This window comes from Micromonospora sp. ATLC16 (assembly GCF_057196645.1).
Genome location: NZ_JBXUOW010000014.1, coordinates 23510 through 41977, shown reverse-complemented (window position 1 = coordinate 41977; position 18468 = coordinate 23510). Strand labels below are relative to the sequence as shown.

At 70.5% G+C, this 18468-nt stretch carries 23 protein-coding genes and 2 pseudogenes; 14 read left to right on the top strand and 11 right to left on the bottom strand.

Annotated features, from left to right (window positions below):
- The first annotated feature begins 78 nt into the window (after positions 1–78).
- The 3 genes from AC2CHE_RS08650 (at position 79) to AC2CHE_RS08640 (ending at position 2482) form a co-directional block, all read left to right on the top strand.
- Positions 79–441: a YciI family protein gene (locus AC2CHE_RS08650; RefSeq protein ID WP_484504367.1), complete on the top strand. Its 363-nt coding sequence runs from the start codon at positions 79–81 to the stop codon at positions 439–441.
- On the top strand, positions 438–1685 hold the full coding sequence (locus tag AC2CHE_RS08645; RefSeq protein ID WP_484504415.1) for an RNA polymerase sigma factor: 1248 nt from the start codon (positions 438–440) through the stop codon (positions 1683–1685). Before AC2CHE_RS08650 ends, AC2CHE_RS08645 begins: the two co-directional genes overlap by 4 nt.
- Positions 1686–1792: 107 nt before the next feature.
- On the top strand, positions 1793–2482 hold the full coding sequence (locus AC2CHE_RS08640; RefSeq protein WP_484504366.1) for a dihydrofolate reductase family protein: 690 nt from the start codon (positions 1793–1795) through the stop codon (positions 2480–2482).
- Between the two features lie 25 nt (positions 2483–2507).
- On the opposite strand, the gene AC2CHE_RS08635 is transcribed toward AC2CHE_RS08640, so the two are convergent.
- The 3 genes from AC2CHE_RS08635 to AC2CHE_RS08625 form a co-directional block, all read right to left on the bottom strand.
- On the bottom strand, positions 2508–3716 hold the full coding sequence (locus AC2CHE_RS08635) for an acyl-CoA thioesterase/BAAT N-terminal domain-containing protein (protein ID WP_484504365.1): 1209 nt from the start codon (positions 3714–3716) through the stop codon (positions 2508–2510).
- Between the two features lie 72 nt (positions 3717–3788).
- Positions 3789–4685, bottom strand: coding sequence for an aminoglycoside phosphotransferase family protein (locus AC2CHE_RS08630; RefSeq protein ID WP_484504364.1), 897 nt, complete (start codon positions 4683–4685; stop codon positions 3789–3791).
- A gap of 70 nt (positions 4686–4755) precedes the next feature.
- Entirely contained in the window at positions 4756–5664 is a 909-nt protein-coding gene (locus AC2CHE_RS08625; protein ID WP_484504363.1) for a LysR family transcriptional regulator, read from the bottom strand.
- A 70-nt stretch (positions 5665–5734) separates the two neighbouring features.
- Here AC2CHE_RS08625 and AC2CHE_RS08620 point away from each other — a divergent pair.
- The 4 genes and pseudogenes from AC2CHE_RS08620 (at position 5735) to AC2CHE_RS08605 (ending at position 8628) form a co-directional block, all read left to right on the top strand.
- Positions 5735–6464: pseudogene (locus AC2CHE_RS08620) on the top strand (dihydrodipicolinate synthase family protein).
- A gap of 118 nt (positions 6465–6582) precedes the next feature.
- Positions 6583–6990, top strand: coding sequence for a YciI family protein (locus AC2CHE_RS08615; protein ID WP_093401356.1), 408 nt, complete (start codon positions 6583–6585; stop codon positions 6988–6990).
- Between the two features lie 6 nt (positions 6991–6996).
- Positions 6997–8142: an RNA polymerase sigma factor gene (locus AC2CHE_RS08610; protein ID WP_484504362.1), complete on the top strand. Its 1146-nt coding sequence runs from the start codon at positions 6997–6999 to the stop codon at positions 8140–8142.
- Between the two features lie 45 nt (positions 8143–8187).
- Complete coding sequence (locus AC2CHE_RS08605) at positions 8188–8628, top strand: VOC family protein (protein ID WP_484504361.1); 441 nt, start codon at positions 8188–8190, stop codon at positions 8626–8628.
- 15 nt (positions 8629–8643) lie between these two features.
- On the opposite strand, the gene AC2CHE_RS08600 is transcribed toward AC2CHE_RS08605, so the two are convergent.
- The gene (locus AC2CHE_RS08600) at positions 8644–8778 is read right to left on the bottom strand and encodes a hypothetical protein (RefSeq protein ID WP_484504360.1); all 135 of its coding nucleotides are present in this window, start codon (positions 8776–8778) and stop codon (positions 8644–8646) included.
- A gap of 250 nt (positions 8779–9028) precedes the next feature.
- On the opposite strand from AC2CHE_RS08600, the gene AC2CHE_RS08595 reads away from it, so the two are divergent.
- The 5 genes from AC2CHE_RS08595 (at position 9029) to AC2CHE_RS08575 (ending at position 11784) form a co-directional block, all read left to right on the top strand.
- On the top strand, positions 9029–9724 hold the full coding sequence (locus AC2CHE_RS08595; RefSeq protein ID WP_484504359.1) for a 4'-phosphopantetheinyl transferase family protein: 696 nt from the start codon (positions 9029–9031) through the stop codon (positions 9722–9724).
- Positions 9721–10416: an AfsA-related hotdog domain-containing protein gene (locus AC2CHE_RS08590; protein ID WP_484504358.1), complete on the top strand. Its 696-nt coding sequence runs from the start codon at positions 9721–9723 to the stop codon at positions 10414–10416. Before AC2CHE_RS08595 ends, AC2CHE_RS08590 begins: the two co-directional genes overlap by 4 nt.
- A gap of 29 nt (positions 10417–10445) precedes the next feature.
- Positions 10446–11060, top strand: a complete 615-nt coding sequence (locus AC2CHE_RS08585; protein ID WP_484504414.1) for a methyltransferase family protein — start codon at positions 10446–10448, stop codon at positions 11058–11060.
- Between the two features lie 95 nt (positions 11061–11155).
- On the top strand, positions 11156–11344 hold the full coding sequence (locus AC2CHE_RS08580) for a hypothetical protein (RefSeq protein WP_484504357.1): 189 nt from the start codon (positions 11156–11158) through the stop codon (positions 11342–11344).
- Positions 11341–11784: a hypothetical protein gene (locus AC2CHE_RS08575; RefSeq protein WP_484504356.1), complete on the top strand. Its 444-nt coding sequence runs from the start codon at positions 11341–11343 to the stop codon at positions 11782–11784. The genes AC2CHE_RS08580 and AC2CHE_RS08575 overlap by 4 nt, the downstream gene beginning before the upstream one ends.
- Before the next feature lie 75 nt (positions 11785–11859).
- Here AC2CHE_RS08575 and AC2CHE_RS08570 read toward each other — a convergent pair.
- The 3 genes and pseudogenes from AC2CHE_RS08570 to AC2CHE_RS08560 form a co-directional block, all read right to left on the bottom strand.
- Positions 11860–12264 (bottom strand): annotated as a pseudogene (locus AC2CHE_RS08570) (transposase); the annotation flags it as partial.
- Between the two features lie 470 nt (positions 12265–12734).
- On the bottom strand, positions 12735–13196 hold the full coding sequence (locus AC2CHE_RS08565; RefSeq protein WP_484504355.1) for a MarR family winged helix-turn-helix transcriptional regulator: 462 nt from the start codon (positions 13194–13196) through the stop codon (positions 12735–12737).
- 8 nt (positions 13197–13204) lie between these two features.
- Positions 13205–14233, bottom strand: coding sequence for an FAD-dependent monooxygenase (locus AC2CHE_RS08560; protein WP_484504354.1), 1029 nt, complete (start codon positions 14231–14233; stop codon positions 13205–13207).
- A gap of 44 nt (positions 14234–14277) precedes the next feature.
- Between AC2CHE_RS08560 and AC2CHE_RS08555 the strand changes: the two genes are divergently transcribed.
- Positions 14278–15117 carry an aminoglycoside phosphotransferase family protein gene (locus tag AC2CHE_RS08555; protein ID WP_484504353.1) on the top strand — a complete coding sequence of 280 codons (840 nt, stop codon included), beginning with the start codon at positions 14278–14280 and terminating at the stop codon, positions 15115–15117.
- A gap of 28 nt (positions 15118–15145) precedes the next feature.
- On the opposite strand, the gene AC2CHE_RS08550 is transcribed toward AC2CHE_RS08555, so the two are convergent.
- Entirely contained in the window at positions 15146–15574 is a 429-nt protein-coding gene (locus AC2CHE_RS08550; RefSeq protein WP_484504352.1) for a winged helix-turn-helix transcriptional regulator, read from the bottom strand.
- On the opposite strand from AC2CHE_RS08550, the gene AC2CHE_RS08545 reads away from it, so the two are divergent.
- The gene (locus AC2CHE_RS08545) at positions 15564–16316 is read left to right on the top strand and encodes an NAD(P)-dependent oxidoreductase (RefSeq protein WP_484504351.1); all 753 of its coding nucleotides are present in this window, start codon (positions 15564–15566) and stop codon (positions 16314–16316) included. The genes AC2CHE_RS08550 and AC2CHE_RS08545 overlap by 11 nt on opposite strands.
- A 199-nt stretch (positions 16317–16515) precedes the next feature.
- On the opposite strand, the gene AC2CHE_RS08540 is transcribed toward AC2CHE_RS08545, so the two are convergent.
- From AC2CHE_RS08540 to AC2CHE_RS08530, 3 genes are read right to left on the bottom strand one after another with little or no spacing between them, the layout of a single operon-like run.
- Positions 16516–17280 (bottom strand): ABC transporter permease, encoded by a 765-nt coding sequence (locus AC2CHE_RS08540; RefSeq protein WP_484504350.1) that lies wholly within the window; start codon positions 17278–17280, stop codon positions 16516–16518.
- Positions 17277–18089: an ABC transporter ATP-binding protein gene (locus tag AC2CHE_RS08535; protein WP_484504349.1), complete on the bottom strand. Its 813-nt coding sequence runs from the start codon at positions 18087–18089 to the stop codon at positions 17277–17279. The genes AC2CHE_RS08540 and AC2CHE_RS08535 overlap by 4 nt, the downstream gene beginning before the upstream one ends.
- Positions 18086–18466, bottom strand: a complete 381-nt coding sequence (locus tag AC2CHE_RS08530) for a DUF1048 domain-containing protein (protein ID WP_484504348.1) — start codon at positions 18464–18466, stop codon at positions 18086–18088. Before AC2CHE_RS08530 ends, AC2CHE_RS08535 begins: the two co-directional genes overlap by 4 nt.
- Positions 18467–18468 lie beyond the last annotated feature (2 nt).

Below are 18468 nucleotides of genomic sequence, written 5' to 3'. Positions count from 1 at the left end.
CCTGCTACAACAGTGCGTCGGGGCCAGCACCGGCGTCCTGTCCGTTTCCGGACATATCGACTCTCATGGAGGCGAGACATGAAGTATCTGATGTTGATCTACGGCAACGAGGAGATCTGGGGCAGTCTCCCGGAGCGCGACCTGACCGCCCTGATCGGTGAGGTGGACGCCTTCACCGAGGCGCTGCGGGCCTCCGGCGAACTGGTCGACGTGCAGGGGTTGGAGACACGCCCCCGGTCGGTGCGGATCGTCGCCGGCACTCCGGTGGTCAGCGACGGGCCGTACCTGGAAGCCAAGGAGTACGTCGGGTCGTACCTCGTGGTGGACGTCGAGGACGAGCAGCGGGCCGTGGAGATCGCCCGTGGCTATCCGGGTCTGCGGTTCGGCACCGCCAGCGGCGGCCTGGAGATCTGGCCGCTGATGACCGGAGCGGACCACTGAGCCTCGATGCGACAAGCGTCGACCTGCTGCGCCGGCTCGCGCCGCAGGTGCTGGCCACGCTCGTGCGCCGGCACGGCGACTTCGGCCCGGCCGAGGACGCTGTGCAGGAGGCGCTTGTCGACGCCGTCGAGCGGTGGCCGCTCGACGGAGTTCCCGAGCAACCGTCGGGCTGGCTGCACACCGTCGCCGCCCGCCGCTACGTCGACCGGGTACGCACCGAGGCCGCCCGCACCCGCCGCGAACGTACGGCGCTGGACCTCACCCCCCGCGACGCGCTGGTCGCCCCGCCGCCCGACACCGAGCCGCCCCGCGACGACCTGCTGGAGTTGTTCCTGCTCTGCTGCCATCCGGCGCTGTCCGCGCCCGCCCAGTTGGCCCTGACCCTGCGTGCCGTGGGCGGGCTCACCACCGCTGAACTCGCCGCCGCCTTCCTGGTGTCGGAGCGGACGATGGGGCAACGGATCTCCCGGGCGAAACTGCGCCTGCGGGAAGCGGGTGCCCGGTTCGCACCGCCACCGGAGGCGGAACGGGAAGCCCGGCTGGTCGTCGTACGCCAGGTGCTGTACCTGATGTTCAACGAGGGATACAGCGCCAGCAACGGCCCGCACCTACGCCGCGCCGACCTGACCGGGCAGGCGCTGCGGTTGACCCGCCGGCTGCACGAGCAGCTGCCCGACGACGCCGAGACGACCGGCCTGCTCGCGTTGATGCTGCTCACCGAGGCCCGAGCGGCGGCCAGGGTCGACCGGAACGGCGACCTGGTGCCGCTGGCGGAGCAGGACCGCCAGCGGTGGGACCGGGTGGCAATCACCGAGGGTTGCGCACTTGTCGAACGGAGTCTGGCCGCCAGGCCAGCGGGACCGTACCGGGTCCAGGCCGCCATCGCGGCGGTGCACGCCGAGGCGCCGAGCGCCGAGGCCACCGACTGGCCCCAGGTGCTCGCCCTGTACGAGGTGCTGGAGCAGATCGCGCCGAACCCGGTGGTCACCCTGAACCGGGCGGTGGCGGTGGGCATGGTCCACGGGCCCGCCGCCGGGCTGGCCCTGCTCGCCGAGCTGGAGTCGGGGCCGTTGGCCGGGCACCACCGGCTGCACGCCGTCCGCGCCCACCTGCTGGAACTCGCCGACGACCGGCCCGCCGCCGCCGTGCGGTGGCGAGCGGCGGCGCAGCACGCCGGCAGCGACCCCGAACGGCGGTACCTGCTGCGCCGCGCCGCCGAAGCGAGTGACCCGAATCGTCCTTGATGTGAGCCACGTCACCTCTAATGCCGGTAGAAGTGCGCCCTCCGGCTCCGATCCATAGGTGGAGCGGCACCCACTGTGGGTGCCGCGCACCCCGGGAGGAACAGCACATGACGAAGGTGACCGCCCAACTGTCGGTATCGCTGGACGGCTATTACGCCGGCCCACAGCACGACGGCGACGGCGACTGGCTGCGGTCGGCGGAGAGCCACGGGTTCTTCCGGGTGACCCGGTGGGCCACCGAGGCGATGGCGTGGCGCGAGCGGCAGGGTTTCGCCGGCGGCCGGCACGACGCCGACTCCGAGATCATCGCCGAGTCGTTCGCCGCGGCCGGCGCCTACGTGATGGGCCGCCGGATGGCCGACGGTGGCGAGGTGCCGTGGGGCGACGAACCACCGTTCCGCGCGCCGGTGTTCGTGGTGACCCACCGGCCCCGCCCGACCCTGCACCGCCAGGGTGGCACCAGCTTCACCTACGTCACCGACGGGCTGGCCAGCGCCGTGACTCAGGCGCGGGCCGCCGCCGGTGACAAGAACGTCGCGGTGGCCGGCGGCGGCAGCCTGGTCCGGCAGGTGCTGCGGGCGGGGCTGCTCGACGAGTTGGAGCTGCACGTGGTGCCGGTCGTCCTCGGTGCCGGGCTACGGATCTTCGACGAGCTGGGTCTCGACGATTTCGAGGCGATCGAGTTGACTCCCGAGCGGGTGGTCGCCAGCCCGCAGGTCACCCACATCCGGTACGCGGTGCGCGGTCGGGCTCCGCTGGTCCTCGACGATCGCGGCCGGGGCACCGGCACCCCGTAGGCCGCGCCGTCAGCCGGTGGCGCCGTCAGAGGGCGGCGAGGAAGGCGAGCACCTCGGACCACCCGTCCCGCCGGGCGGCGGCGTCGCCCGCCCGGGAGCCGCCATGGTCATGCACGCCGGTGCGCCCCCGGTGCACCGTCTTCGACGGCAGATACGGGAAGGTACCCACGCCGTGACCGGCGTCCGGGTAGAGCAGCACCCGGTGGGGTGGGCCACCGAGGGCCAGCACCAGCTCGGCGGCGAAGGTCGGCGCGTGCCAGAGCAGGTCGTCCTCCCCGGCGATGGCCAGCACCGGTCCGTCGATCCGGTCGACCGGTATGCGGCCGGTCGGCACGGGTCGGCCGCGGTAGGTCCAGGCGGGCGCTCCCGAGTCCGGGTACCCGGGATAGACACGGCTATTCGGGGCGTAGGCGACGACGGCGCGCACCAGGTCGGGGCGCTGTTGCGCCAGCAGCAGCGCGGCCTCGGTGCCGCGTGAGTAGCTCAGCACCGCCACCTCGCCATCGGAGTGCGGGGCGAGCAGTTCGGCGGCGGCGACGAAATACTCCAACGGGATGTTGTGCAGGCCGTCCGGCAGTTCAGGCGCTCCGAAGTAGCCCAGGCACAGCACCGGGTGCCCCCGGGAGGCCAGCAGCGGCGCGTCGTACAGCCCGCCGACGCCGCCCTCCGAGCCACCGAACCACAGCACCCCGCGCCGTCGTGGCACGTCCGGCGGCGGCAGGACGAGCAGCCCGCGAACCCCGTCGGCTGCCCGGGTCAGCTCGGTGAAGGAGACCTGGCCCGCCGTCCAGTCGCGCCGGACGGTGACGGTGGCGGGCGCACGCCCGCCACCCGCAGCCGACAACCGGACCGGGAAGTCACGCCGGACGTGCGGCCAGACCGGGTCGAAGTAGGAGGTGTCGCCGTCCAGTGGATCCATCGACCAGAACAGGCCCATCGGGTCGACGCCCGAGTAGGAGCCGTCGATCGGGGCGTCCTGGGACACGTCCACCACGCCGTTGGCGTCGGCCACGAACGTCGCCTCCGCGCGCCACCGGCGCCCCGCGTGATCCTCGGCCTCGGCGGCGATCACCACCCGTTCCCTCGCGGCCAGGCCGGTCACGCGTACCCGCAGCGGCTGGTCGGCGAGCGCCACGGCCGGCGTCACCTCCAGCCGCAGGCGCGCCGCGCCGCCCCTCCCCCGGTCGCCGGTGAGAAGGATCGCGACCAACAGCCCCACCAGGACGGTGGGCAAGATCCTGGAGGTTCTCGACCAACGTGGCATCGACCACACCGTATTGCCGGCCGTCCACTCCCACGACGTGTGCTATTCGGCGAGGATCGCCTGGAGGCGGGCCCGGCACTCGGCCACGAACGCCGGGTAGCTGTGCTGGTAGTAGGAGATACCGCTGGCGGCCACGGCGATCGCCCAGGCGCGGGCGCGTATCCAGGTCGAGTCGTCCACGTCGACGGCGTTCCGGTAGGCGTGGCGGGCCTCGGGCGGCAGATCCCACACCGGAGCGTGCTCGGCGTCGGGCAGGCCGACCGACAGGCCACCGAAGTCGATGACCGCGTGCAGTCTGCCGTGTCGGACCAGGAGGTTCGTGGGCCTCAGATCGCCGTGCAGCCACACCTGTGGTCCGGACGGTTCGGGCCGGGCGAGAGCCATCAGCCACAGCCGTTCCAGGGTGTCGACGTCGATCTCCGCGCCGACGATGGCACGGCAGTCGGAGAGGGCACGGCCGACCCACTCGGCACAGGGCCGCAGGTCTCCCCCGCGGTACCAGCTCAGCTCGCCCGTGCGGGTCGCCCCCATGAGGTCGAGGCCGTGCAGCTCCCGGACCACCGCCGCCAGGTCGGCGCCGAGGGCCGCCCAGTCCGCGACCGTCTCCGGCCCGACCTCGTCGCCGTCGATCCACCGGTAGACCGACCAGGGAAGGGGGAAGGCACGGGTGGGTACGCCGGTGTGCACCGGCTCCGGGATACGGCAGCCGAGCAGCGGCGCCAGCCGGGGCAGCCAGCGCTGTTCCTTGCGCAGCGACGGCGCCTTGTCGGCGGTGCGCGGCAGCCGCACGAGCAGGCCGGCGCCGAGCCGGTACATGGTGTTGTCGGTGCCCGCGCCCGCCCGGGACAACGGCAGGTGCGCCCACTGTGGGCACTGCTGGGTCACCAACGACCTGACGACATCCTCGTCGACCGGAATCTCACCCTGGTGCAGCGTCACGCCGAGATCCTCGCGCCGCGTGCACGCGTGAGCCACCCAATTCTCTCGCGTACGCGGCACCGGCGGCGGATCAGGACCCGGCCGGTTGCGCGGCGGGCAGGTCGCTGGCGGCGGCACGCAGCGCGGCGATGCTGGCGGCCACCGCGGGATGGCCACCCGCGCCCTGCCGATAGGCAATCCGGGTCCGCCGCCGGATGGTGAGCGGAACGAGGACCACCGCGGTGGGCGGCCGTTCGACCGCCAGTTGGGGTACCAGTCCGACGCCCTGACCGGCGGCGACCAGGGCGAGCACGGCGGTGAAGTCGTCCGCGTGGTGACGCACTGTCGGGCGGAAGCCGGCCAGCTCACACGCGTGCAGGGTCACCGAGTGACAGAGCGTGCCCGGGCTGCCGACGATCCAGTCCGCGTCGCGTACCGAGCGCATCGGATCACCGGTGAGGTGGCGGTCCGCCCCGACGGCCAGGAACACCGTCTCGTCGAGCAGTGGCACCGAGTCCAGGGCCGGATCCGGATCGACGGGCACGATGTCGTAGTCGTGCACGAGGGCCACGTCGAGGCGGCGGTCGCGCAGCGCGTCGGGCACCGCGACCGGGTCCAACTCGGTGACCATCAGGTCCAGCGCCGGATGGTCACGGCCGAGCGCGACCAGGGCGGGCAGCAGCAGGGTACGCACCGCACTGGGGTACGCGCCGATGCGTACCGTGCCGGAGAGCCCGCCCCGCGCGGCGGCGAGGGTCGCGTCGGCCGCCTCCAGCGCGGCGAGGACGACCTCGGCGTGCCGGACCAGCGCCTCCCCGGTCGGGGTCAGGGTGACCCGCCGGCCGGCCCGTTCCAGGAGCGCGACACCGGCCTCGCGTTGCAGCGCGGCGAGTTGCTGGGAGACGGCGGACGGCGTGTAGGTGTGCGCCTCCGCCACGGCGGCGATGGTGCCGAGGTGGGACAGGTCCCGCAGCAGGCGGAGCCGGCGAACGTCAAGCATCAGTTCAGCTTACGTATTCGGTGAGCAATCGGAATTGGTGCTTCATCTTCTGCTGTCGGAGGCTGGCAGCATGACACCTGCCGGGCTCTACGTACCCATGATCACGCCGTTCGACGGGAACGGCGCCGTCGCCCTCGACGCACTGCGCACTATCGCCCACGAGGTGCTGGCGGCCGGTGCGGTCGGTCTGGTCGCCCTCGGCACCACCGCCGAGCCGCACGCCCTCAGCGCCGTCGAGCAGCGGATGGTCGTCGACGCCGTCGCCGCGGCCTGCCGCGGGCACCGGGCCGGTCTCCTGGTCGGCGCGCACACCGCGCCGGAGCTGCGGGCCCTCGCCGAGCGACCCGAGGTCACGGCGGCGCTCTGCCTGGTCCCGCCGTTTCTCCGCCCCGGCGAGGAGGCGGTACTCGCGCACTACGCCCGGTTGGCCGAGGAGTCCCCCGTGCCGCTCATCGCGTACCACGTTCCGTACCGCACCGGGCAGCAGCTCGGCGTCGGCACGCTGCGCCGCCTCGCCGGGCTGCCCGGCCTGGTGGGCGTCAAGCACCGCCGACTACGCCGAGCTGGTCTCGGCCTGGCGGTCCGGCGACGTCGCCCGGGCCCGGCCGCTCGGCCACCGGCTCGCCGCCCTCTCGGCCGCGCTGTTCGCCGAGCCCAACCCCGCCGTGATCAAGGCGGTGCTGCACGCCCGGGGGCGGATTCCGACGCCGCTCGTCCGTCCTCCGCTGCTGCCCGCCACGTCGACCGCCACCGCCCGGGCGCTTACCTGCCTGGCCGGGGTGGCGGCGGTACCGGTGTGAGGGGCGTCCGACGAATCTCAGCGAAAAATCTCCCGGCGGCATGTCGAGAAGCCGGGTCGGGCTCCGTCCTCGTTGCGAACGCGGCCACAATGGCCCCGTACCTGACAAGGAGCATCCGATGGCCAAGTACCTGCTGCTCAAGCACTACCGTGGCGGCCCGACCCCGCTGCACGACGTGCCGATGGACCAGTGGACGCCCGAGGAGATCTCGGCCCACGTGCAGTACATGCGCGACTTCGCGGCTCGGCTCGAAGACACCGGCGAGTTCGTCGAGGGTCAGGCGCTCTCCCCGGAGGGAACGTTCGTCCGCTACGACGGCGAGGGACGACCGCCGGTCACCGACGGCCCGTTCGCCGAGACCAAGGATCTGATCGCCGGCTGGATGGTGATCGACGTCGAGACGTACGACAGGGCGCTGGAACTGGCCGGCGAGCTGTCCGCGGCACCGGGTGCCGGCGGTAAGCCGCTGCACGAGTGGCTCGAGGTGCGGCCGTTCCTGACCGAGCCGCCGACCATCTCGGAGTGACGCACGGTGGATGAGTCCGTCCTGCGGACCCTTACCCCCGCCGTGATCGGCATCCTCGTCCGTCGCGGAGTCGACTTCGCGACGGCCGAGGATGCCGTGCAGGACGCGCTGGTCGAGGCCGTCCGGGCATGGCCGACCGACCCGCCCCGCGACCCCAGGGGCTGGCTGGTCGCCGTGTCCTGGCGCAAGTTCCTCGACGCGGCTCGCGCGGACACCTCGCGGCGACGGCGCGAGGCCCTGGCGGAGGTGGCGCCCACGGCCGGGCCGGGCGAACCGGTGGACGACACGCTCGCGCTGTACTTCCTGTGCGCGCATCCGTCGTTGACCCCGGCCTCGGCCGTGGCGCTGACGCTGCGGGCGGTGGGCGGGCTGACCACACGCCAGATCGCCCGGGCATACCTGGTGCCGGAGACGACCATGGCGCAGCGGATCAGCCGGGCCAAGCGGACCGTCACCGGAGTCCGATTCAACCAGCCCGGAGACGTCGCCACCGTGCTGCGCGTGCTCTACCTGGTCTTCAACGAGGGCTACTCCGGCGATGTCGACCTCGCCGCCGAGGCGATCCGACTCACCCGCCAACTGGCGGCCAGGATCCGGCACGAGGAGGTGGCCGGCCTGCTCGCGCTCATGCTGCTCCATCACGCCCGTCGCACGGCACGGACCACCGCCGGCGGCCGCCTGGTGCCGCTGGCCGAACAGGACCGCAGTCTCTGGGACACCCGCCTGATCGCCGAGGGTGTGCAGGTGCTCCAGAACGCCCTGGCCCGCGAGCGTCTGGGCGAATTCCAGGCGCAGGCCGCCATCGCCGCGCTGCACGCCGACGCCCGCACGGCCGAGGAGACCGACTGGGTGCAGATCGTCGAGTGGTACGACGAACTGGTGCGCTTCACCGACAGCCCGGTGGCCCGCCTCAACCGGGCCGTCGCGGTCGGCGAGGCCGACGGACCACGGGCCGGCCTGGCCGCCCTGGCGGATCTCGACCCCGCCCTGCCCCGGTACGCCGCTGTCGCCGCCTACCTGCACGAGCGTGACGGCGACCTGGCGACCGCGGCGCGGCTCTACGCGAAGGCCGCCCGATCGGCACCCAGCCTTCCCGAAATCGACCATCTCACCCGGCAGGCCGCCCGACTCAACGCGCTGCTGCGCGATTGATCGGTTTCGGCCGCCGTGGCCGCATCACCTGCAAAGGAGACCAGTATGGCGATCCAGCGGTTGGACAACGTCCTCATCGTGGTCCACGACCTTGACAGGGTCATCTCGTTCTTCGTCGAACTCGGCATGGAGTTGGAGGGCAGGGCACCGATCGAGGGGCGCTGGGTGGAACGCGTCATCGGCATCGACGACGTCCGGCAGGACGTCGCGATGCTCCGGACCCCCGACGGCCACGGCCGCATCGAACTGGCGACGTTCCACACGCCGAAGGCGATCACCCCCGAGCCGCAGGAGGCGCCGGCCAACACCCTGGGCATCCGGCGCATCATGTTCGCCGTCGACGACATCGAGGACGTCGTCGCCCGCCTACGCGCCCACGGGGCCGACCTGGTCGGCGAGGTGGCGCAGTACGAGAACAGCTACCGGCTCTGCTATGTACGCGGCCCCGAGGGCATCGTCGTCGGCCTGGCTCAACAGCTCGACTGACGGCCGCCAATCGACTCAGGGCAGTGGGACCACGTAGGAGTCGACGCGGGCGATCAGTCCGTCGCGGAAGGTGAACAGGTCGTTGAAGGCGAACCGGAACGGTCCGTGCCCGACGCTTGTCCCCCACCCCTCGCCGGTGGTGACGACCACCGGGCCGTCCTCCTACACGCGCTGGAGGGTGGCGAGGATTCGCCGGTGGTCGCTCGTCCGGAAGCCGTCGAGGTAATCCGCGACGAGGTCGCGCTGGCTCCGCTGCGTCATGATGTGCTCCGTCCTCGGGTGGATGATGTGCTCCGGCCTGTGGTGGCGTCGGGTTGTTGCAGGTGTGCCGCCAACGCGTCGAGGGCTCGGCGCGGCAGCGGCGCGGCAGCGAGAAGACCGCGCTGACCCTCGCCGCCTCGTGATCCATCGCACCGATCGGGTCGTCGGGCGAACACTGCTGGCCGACCGGATGTCCACAGCGGCGCGGAGCGGCCGACCTCTGGTCGTCGCCACGACCGTGCCTGCGGTGCTCGGCGACGGGGTGCGAACGCGGCTGGCCGCACTCGCACGGGGCGCCGGGCCAGGTCGCGAATTGCCGGACGAGTCGCTGGTCTCCCGGGCCCTCGTTCGTCGTCTCTTGTCCGAATGGATGGCGATCCCGGTGGTCGACGTGCAGGTCGAGACCAGCCCCGGGGGACGCCCGCGCGTGGTCTCACCCAGCAGCCGCGGACCGTCCTTCAACGCGACGCACAGTGGTCGCGTCGTGGGGGTGGCACTCGCGGAGTCCGGCGCGATCGGCATCGACATCGAGGAAGTGCGGTCCTTCGATCGGCGGCTGCTGGAGAGGGTCTTCTCGCCGGAGGACGTGGAACGCGTCATGGCGATCGGCACCAGGACCGCCCGCAACAGTGAGTTTGCCCGGTTGTGGACGATCGCGGAGACGTGCGCCAAGGCGACCGGCGACGGGCTCCGACTCTTGCTGCGTCGGTGGCAGCACATCGGCGGCACCGACCGGGGGGTCTGGACCGGCGGACCGCTGACGTGGGCCTCCGCGCAGGTGTTGGACGGCCATGCCTGTGCCATGTTTCAGCGCGGAATCGGATCGCCAAGATGACCTTCCGTTTTCCGGGCTTCTGCGAGAAGGACTCACCGACTGTCGTGCGGGTCCGCCACGCGGGCGTCGGCGACGTATCCGTCGGTACGGGGGTGCTTCTGGCGGAGGCGAGGCAGGACGGGACCAAGGTCTGCAGCGCGGAGCTTCACGCGGAGAGGGTCGATCCGGGCGCGCCGGACCCGGAGACGGTCGTACCCTCCTACGACGATTGTGGTGCCCCGGCCCTGCGGGCCGAACGCCGGCTGGTGCACAAGTTGTCCGCCTCGAACGTGCTCGTGACCCCACTATGGACCCGGCCGGTCGGCACGCCGGTGATCGGCTTCGGAGCGGACATGCCGGTGCCGTCTGCTGACCTGAGGAGACGCATCGCGCCCACCACACTGCTCGTGGAGGGGGTGCGGCAGCTGATCATCATGGCCGGACATGCGATCAACAGGATTCCGCTGGACTGGCAGTACGTCATCACCTCGCTTCGGGTGCAGCTCTCCGAGTCCGTTGTCTGGGCGCAGCCTGTCTCGCTGCGATCCCACGGGCAGGGGTGCAATCCGCGTGTCCGTGGTTTCGAGGTCGAGGCGTGGTCCGGCGAGCGGTGCATCGGACGGATCGACGTTCGCGGCCGGGCGCTGGCACCAGCCGTCTATCGCCGACTCCGGAACCTCGACGCGGCATCGACCCTGTCGAGCTCGGCATGAGGTTTGTCGCCCGGCGGTTTCCGGTGCTCATGTTCGCCGCCGGTCAGGTGATCCTGGGTGTCGCGCTGGTGCGTGAGGTCGCCGCCTGGAGCGGGCCACGTTCGGCGGTCGCGTTGGTGCTGATCGCGATCTACGAGGGTTGGATGCTGCTGGAGGCGCGGATCACCGTCCGCACGGCCGTCGACCATACCTCAGCTGCAGACCGGGGCAGCGAGCAGATGTACGGTCTCGCGCGGCTCGTCACTGCGCTGGCGGCTCTCCACCTGCACTCGGTGTGGGACCGGTGGGATCCCCTCTTGCTGCTGGCGCCAGTGCTGCTGATGGCTGGCGTCTGGCTGCGACTGGCGGCGATCCGCTCGCTCGGCCGGTTCTATTCGCATCGCGTGCGGACCGTGGAGGGGCACCAGATCGTGCGAACCGGCCCGTATCGGCCGTTACGGCATCCTGCCTATACCGGGATGATTCTCTCCCACGTCGGTTTGGTTTTCTTCTATCTCAACCCGATCAGCGCTCTGTCGTTGCTGTTGCTGTTCATACCGGCGATCCTGCGTCGGATCAGGGTGGAGGAGGATCTTATGTTCACCATCCCCGGGTACGCGGAGTTCGCGGCCGGCCGCAAGCGGCTCGTCCCATTCCTGTGGTGACGGAGTCCGCTACCCGCATCGCGGTGCTGGGCGCTACGGGTTTCACCGGTGGCGCTTTCCTGCGACACATTGGTCGTCGATACCCGACCTGACGCGTGTCCGCTCTGGTTCGGCGGGAGCCGACCTGGGACGAAGATGTGGCCTATCAGGTAGCGTCGGCGATGGCCTCGCATCGCAAGGACGAGCGTCTGCGTCAGCTCACCGACTCGCTGCGGAAGCAGTGGCGGGTCGACGTGAATGAGTCGCGGGTCGCGGAACTTATTGAAGCGGAGGAGATGTCATGACTGTCGCTGCCGTTGTCGGCGCGGTGCTGGTGCTGTTCATCGCGGCGGTAGCGATCGTCTATCTGAGTCCTCGGCGCGCTACGTCGGGCGCACTGGGGCGGTCGTTGCGACTGCTCGCGCTCGGGGTGACGCTGGGGATCGTCGTTGCCGTGCTGCCCGACATACTGTCGGACAGCGGTGCCGCGGCTGGCTATCTGCTGGGCGTGCCGACGGTCGCGGCTTTGTTGCCCCTCGCTGCGGATCTGGCAGGTCGCGTGGTGGGTGTCACGACGGTGCTGGCGGCGATGGTGATGTTTGCCTGGGGGCTGCTGCTCGGCCTCGGCGATGGTGTCTATTTCGTGGTTCCGGCTCTGGTCCTCGGCGCGGCTGCTGTCGCGTCGATCACGCCACGGCGTGGGGTGTCCGTATCGGATCGCCGGGACCGGACTGCGGACGCGTGACGGGCTACCCGGCCGGCCCCGCGGCCGGCCGGGAACTCCCACCGGTGTCTAAGGGGTCGCGCAGATTGGTGGTGATCATCGGCGGCGGGTGGGGCGAGTGTCCCACCGGTAGGTGGTCCATGCTCGCCTGATCAGGCTACGGACGGTAATGATCGCGTCGGCGAGGTCGAAGAACGCGTCGATGACCTTCTCGGTTCGTTCGTAGCAGCGTTGCAGTCGGTTGAACGCGTTGTGCCAGCTGTTCGTCCGTTCGACATGCCATCGTTGGCCCGCCTGGATGGGCGCCTTGTCGCCCTTGTGGGCGATCTTGCCGGTCAGGCCGCGTTCGGCCAGCAGCGTGCGGGTGACCGCGGAGTCGTATCCGGCGTCAAGGTGCACCGTGATGGCCTCGGGGAGTGGGCCCAGGTCGTCAAGCCGGTCGAGGGTGGGGGCCAACAGCGGTGAGTCGTGTCGGTTCGCGCCGGCCAGGACCCGGCCAAGCGTTCAGGCACGCCCGTCCAGCCTCGCCATTCTGCGCGGGCTCTAAGTCGAAGGCGATGCGCAGCAGGGTGTTGAAGCGCTCGGCGTACGCCCGCGTGCCCGCCACCATCGCCCGCTCGTGCTCCGCGTACACCTTTGCGGGGGCCGCGGCGATTGTGGCGGTCCCTGGCACTTCGGCTGGCGGCGTTGTCGGCCATACAACACCGGCCTGGCCTCCTCCTCCGCCTTACCACCCTCGACCGGGACCCCCTCGTCGCCACCGCCCTGTTGCCGCCGCTCTTGTGCCGTAGGCGTCGACGAGATCCGGCACCGGGCTGCTACGTCCGGAACTCAGTCGAACCCCGCCCCGTGCAGTTGCTCGGGCGGGGCGAAGGGACGAACTCGCACGCCGCTGAGGCCAGGTCGACCACGGAGTCGATCGGCTCGACCGCCTTGGCGTTGGACGGACGGTAGAACCTGGGATCTCGTCATCAGCGAAGGCGGTCCAACTCGGCGCGGTACATCTCTTGCATGCGCTCGTTGTGCCGGACCAACAGCTCGATCTCCTCGACGGAGTAGCCCTCGACGAGCCGTTCCGCCTGTGCGGCGAACCGTTCGTACGGTCGTCCTAGCTCGGCGGTCCGCTCGGGCCGCAGGGTGACGATCACGCGCCGCCGGTCGGCCGGATCCCGCTCGGCCGTCACGTAACCAGCCTGCTGGAGTCGGCGGAGCATGCTGGTCACCGCCCCGGTGGTGAGATTGGTCCGCTCGGCGACCTGCCCCGCGCTGGCGGAACCGACGTCCGCCAGATAGTCCAGGCATTCCAGGTCGCTGACGGTGAGGCCGAGCCGCTCCGCGATGGCGTAGCGGAACACCATGGACAGCCGCGAGGTCTCCCGTCCGGCGCGCATCAGGTCGGCGATCGCGCAGGCACGGGCCGGCTTGGCAGACATGTCCGCCATCATGCCTCGGGCACGGTGACCGGGTGCAGCCGAGGTAACAGGCGGGTCAGCACCCAGTGGGGTGCGGCCGCGCGCCCGGTGAGGCGGCGCATCAGCCGGGCGGCGGTGTCGACGGCGCGGAAGGCGTAGGGCGCCATCTCGCTCTGGTAGCTGGCGATCGCCTTCTCCACCGGCGTGCCGCTCGCTCGGGCCTCGACCAGCCTGCGACCGAGCAGCGCGGCGTCGCGGAGCGCCGTGTTGCCGCCGTGGGCGCCGAACGGCGGCATGGCGTGCACGGCGTCACCCATCATCGTCGCCCGGGGGACCGCCCATCGGTGTGGGCGCTGGCCGGTGGTGAAGAAGTTGAGCACCGTGGCGTCGACCTCGGCGGTGTCGACCAGCCGTCGGATGAGCGGGTGGAAGTCAGTACTCAGCCGGGCCGCCAGTTTCCACTGCGCCAGCAGGTGTCCGCGTACGTCGATGGGCACCTCCTCCTGGGGGAGCAGCAGCGCCCACATGACGTAGTCGTCGCCGGTGGGCGCATAGCTGCCCGGGGCCAGGCGCGCGAACGCCTCCTGCGGGCGCTCGCCGAAGCGCATGGAGGTGAAGAAGAAGGCGCGGCCCGGCCGGTCGGCGATGGCCAGGACCCCACTGGCACGCAGTGCGTCCGGGATGAGGTTCTCACCGTGGCGCCACAGGGGCGACCGGCCGTAGATGCCCACCATTCCGGTGTTCGCCGGGTCCGCGTCCGGCATGAGCTGCGTGCGCAGTGCCGACCCGACGCCGTCCGCGCCCACGACGACGGTCGCTGCGGCGGACCCGCCGTCGGCGAACCGCAGTAGCAGCCGCGCCGGGTCGTCGCTGTCCACCGCGACCGCGGCCTTTCCGTAGTGGATGCGCCCGTCCAGGATCGAGGCGAGCCCTTCGGCCGCCTGGGCCGTGCGAAGCTCAGCGGGCAGTCGGCGTTGGTGCACGGTCAGCTCGGTGCCGCCGGCAGCGGGGTGGAGACTGACGGTGGTCCGCAGCCCGGTCAGCGGCTCGTCGAACACGAGCTCGTGCGGTGACGCTAACGTAGACGAAGCGGAGCCGACGGGTGGTCGGTCGGCGTGTGGCCGGACGGGACGGACGTCGACGCGACGGAGTGGGGCGGATGGTCGAGCGGGAGATCCTGACGGGCGGCGGCGTCAACGAGGTCGTTCGGATCGGCGACACGGTGCGTCGACCTGCCGGACCCTGGTCCGCTCGGGTCCACGAACTGCTGCGGCATCTCGCCGCCCAGGGCTTCACCGCGGCACCCCGGGTACGCGACACGAGCGAGCCCGGCTTCGAGATCCTCGATTTCCTGCCGGGCGAGGTGTCGAACTATCCGCCCACCCCCGCGGCGGCCTCGGTCGAGGCGTTGGAGAGTGCCGCCGCGCTGCTGCGGGCGTATCACGACGCGACCGCCGAGTACGCGCGGCAAGCACCCGGCGACGGCTGGCAGGTGCCGGCGACCGAACCGGTCGAGGTCATCTGTCACGGTGACTACGCGCCACACAACTGCGTGCTCGACGGCAACCGCGTCGTGGGCATCATCGACTTCGACCACGCCCAGCCCGGGCCCCGGATCTGGGATGTCGCCTACGCGGCCTACCGGTGGGTGCCAATGACCGCGCCGGGGAACACGGACGGCTTCGGAACCACCGAGGAACAGGCCGCTCGGCTCCGGACGTTCTGCGACCACTACGGGCTGGACGACAGCGCCCGATCCGACCTGGTCGATGTCACCGTAGCCCGGCTGCACGCACTCGTCGACTTCATGCACGCCCAGGCAGCCGCCGGCAACGCCGCCTTCGCCGGTCACCTCACGGACGGGCATCACATCCAGTATCTCAACGACGCGGAGTACGTACGCGCGAACCGCGTGGTCTTCGAACGCGCCCTCCACCACTGAGCCCGCCCTGTACGGTCGTGACATGCGGTCACGCCGCCGGCAGCTCGCCGGGCAGTCGTGGACCGTCAAGCCGGGGCGCCGACCGCTTGTCGTAGGCGTCCTGCGATGCAGACACGTCGCCGAGGTGCTCGATCGACCATTGCTGAAGTGCACGCAGCGGCCCCAGCAGTGTCTGGCCGGCCTCGGTGAGCGCGTACTCGACGCGGACCGGCACCTCCGGGTGGACCGTACGGCGTACAAGGCCGTCGCGTTCCAGCCCTCGCAGGGTCTGGGTCAACATCTTCTGCGAGACGCCCTCGATGCGCCGCCGAAGCTCGGAGAAGCGGGCGTCACCATCGCCAAGGACGCTGACGATCAGGACGGTCCACCGGTCGCCGATGCGGTCGAGGATGCGCCGGGTCGGACAGTCGGCGTGATATGGGTCGCCGAGGAAGGCCGCAGCCTGCGTGGTTACCAAAAAGTGCCTTCTTTCCGATAGAGATCTGGTCTCCTATCGTAACCAGAGATGCCCGATCACGGGGTCCCGCAAATTCAGCACGAAGGGCAACTTCATGTCTCGCATAACCGTCCTCGGCGGTACCGGCTACGCCGGATCGGCGATCGTCGCCGAAGCCGCCGCTCGCGGTCACGAGGTCACCGCGTTCAATCGGTCAGTTCCGGCCGAACCCACCCCGGGCGTCACGTACGTCTCGGGCGACATCACCGACGAGGCGGCGGTCACTTCGGTCATCTCCGGTGCCGACGTTGTGGTTGGGGCGCTTGCGCCGCGTGGTCCGCTAGCCGCCCCCTTCCGCGACGTGTACGCCATGATCGCGCGTATCGCCGACGCCGAGCGGATCCCGCTGTACGTCGTCGGGGGCTTCTCGTCGCTACGCCCGGCCGCCGGCTCGCCGCGCTTCGTGACCAACCTGAACGACGCCCCCGCCGAGTACCACAACGAGCTCGTCACCATGTCGGCGTTGGTCACCGACGACCTTCCGGCCACGCCGAAGACGCTCGACTGGGTGTTCGTGAGCCCGGCGAGCAGCTTCGGCGCGCACGTGCCAGGCGAGCGGCTGGGCACGTACCGGGTCGGTGACGACGTCGCTGTTCAGCCCGAGGACGGCGGAGCGATCTCCGGCCCGGACTATGCGCTCGGATTCGTCGATTTGATCGAGCAGCGCAAGCACCATCGGGCTCACCTCAACCTCGCGTACTGAGCCGCGTGTTCAGGGGCAGGGACTCGGTCGCGTGCCTGGCGGGCATGTGAGCTTAGCCATCAGGCCACGAGGTTTCCGTCCCCGGAGCCCTGGTCGGCGAGCGCTTGGGCGTAGCAGCGGTCGGCATGCTGCTGAGTGCCGTCGTCGACGACCGACAGCGCCGCATCCGTGCGGATGCGGCGCTGTTTCGTGCGATCGGCTAGCTGATCTTCTTGCGGTAGACCGCTGTCGCGCCGAGGTAGGCGACCACGAGCAGCCCAACGCACCAGCCGAGGGCGATCCAGAGGTCGTTGCCGACGGGTTCCTGGGCGAACAGCGCGCGAAGAGTGTTCACGATGGACGTGACGGGCTGGTTCTCGGCGAACCAGGCGACCGGGCCGGGCATCGAGTCGGTGGGGACGAACGCCGAGCTGATGAAGGGCAGGAAGATCAGCGGGTAGCTGAAGCCGCTCGCGCCGTCGATGGTCTTGGCGGTCAGGCCCGGCACCACGGCGATCCAGCTGAGGGCGAGGGTGAACAGGATCAGGATGCCGGCGGCGGCCAGCCAGTCGAGCAGGGATGCGCTGGTGCGGAACCCCATGATCAGGGCCACGCCGATGACGATCACGAGCGAGGTCAGGTTGGCGATGAGCGAGGTCAGGACATGCGCCCAGAGCACGGAGGGACGCGAGATCGGCATCGACTGGAAGCGCTCGAAGATGCCGCCCTGCATGTCCAGGAACAGGCGGTACGCGGTGTAGGCGATACCGGAGGCGATGGTGATGAGCAGGATGCCCGGCAGCATGTAGTTGATGTACGACTCACCGGTGCCGGCGTTGATGGCTCCACCCAGCACGTACACGAAGAGCAGCAGCAGCGCGATCGGGGTGATCGCCGTGGTGATGATGGTGTCCGGGCTGCGGAGGATGTGACGCAGGGAGCGGCCGGTGAGGGTTCCGGTGTCGCTGAGAGCGTGCGCGGTCATCGGGTTTCCTCTCCTGCGGGCGTGGCCGGCTGGTCGGCGGCGTCACTGGTCTCGCCAACGAGGGCGAGGAAGACGTCCTCGAGGCTCGGCTGCTTCTCGATGTACTCGACCTTGGCGGCCGGGAGAAGTTGCTTCAGCTCGGCGAGAGTGCCGTTCTGGATGATCGTGCCCTTGTGCAGGATCGCGATCCGGTCGGCGAGCTGCTCGGCCTCGTCGAGGTACTGAGTGGTCAGCAGGATGGTCGTGCCACCTTCGGCGAGTTGCTTGACCGTCTGCCAGACCTCGATGCGGGCCTGCGGGTCGAGGCCGGTGGTCGGCTCGTCGAGGAAGACGACCGGCGGGTTGCCGACCAGGCTCATCGCGATGTCGAGCCGCCGTCGCATGCCGCCGGAGTACGTGCCCGCCTTGCGGTTGCCGGCATCGGTGAGCGAGAAGCGGGCGAGCAGATCGTCGGCGATCGTGCCCGGGTCCTTCAGGTGGCGGAGCTTCGCGACCAGGATCAGATTCTCCCGGCCGGTGAGCACCTCGTCGACCGCGGCGAACTGGCCGGTCAGGCTGATCGACCTGCGTACGTCGGCCGGAGCCGAGGCGACGTCGAAGCCGTGGACGGTCGCGCTGCCGCTGTCCGCCTTCAGCAACGTCGACAGGATCCGCACCAGCGTGGTCTTTCCGGCACCGTTCGAGCCGAGCAGCGCGAAGATGCTCCCGGCCGCCACGTCGAAGTCGACGCCTCGCAGCACGTGCAGGTCCTGGTAGGACTTGGTGACGGCCCGCACTCTGATCGCGGGTTCACGCGTCGCGGTGGTCACGCTTTGTCCTCCTGCCCGTTGTTGTCGTCGGCGGCGTCGATCGCCTTACGGAGACGCTCGCGCTCCTTGTCGATCCACTGCCGGCTGGCGTACGCCTGCAGGAAGGTCTCGGCGAACTCCACCGGATCGTCACCGACGACGGCGCGGACCGGCGTTCCGTCGGCGACCGCACGCTCCCAGAGGTCGACGAAGTCGCCGAGCATGGTGATGAGCATGTCGCCGTCGGGGATCCCGCCCTGGTACATGAAGTACCGGTGCAGAGCCTTGGCCGAGCCGCGATAGGGCTCCGGCAGGGCCTCGATCCGGGCCATGTGGTGCTTGTACTGCTTCTTCTGCTCAAGCGATCCGACAAGCGTCTCGATCCACTTCGCGGCCATGC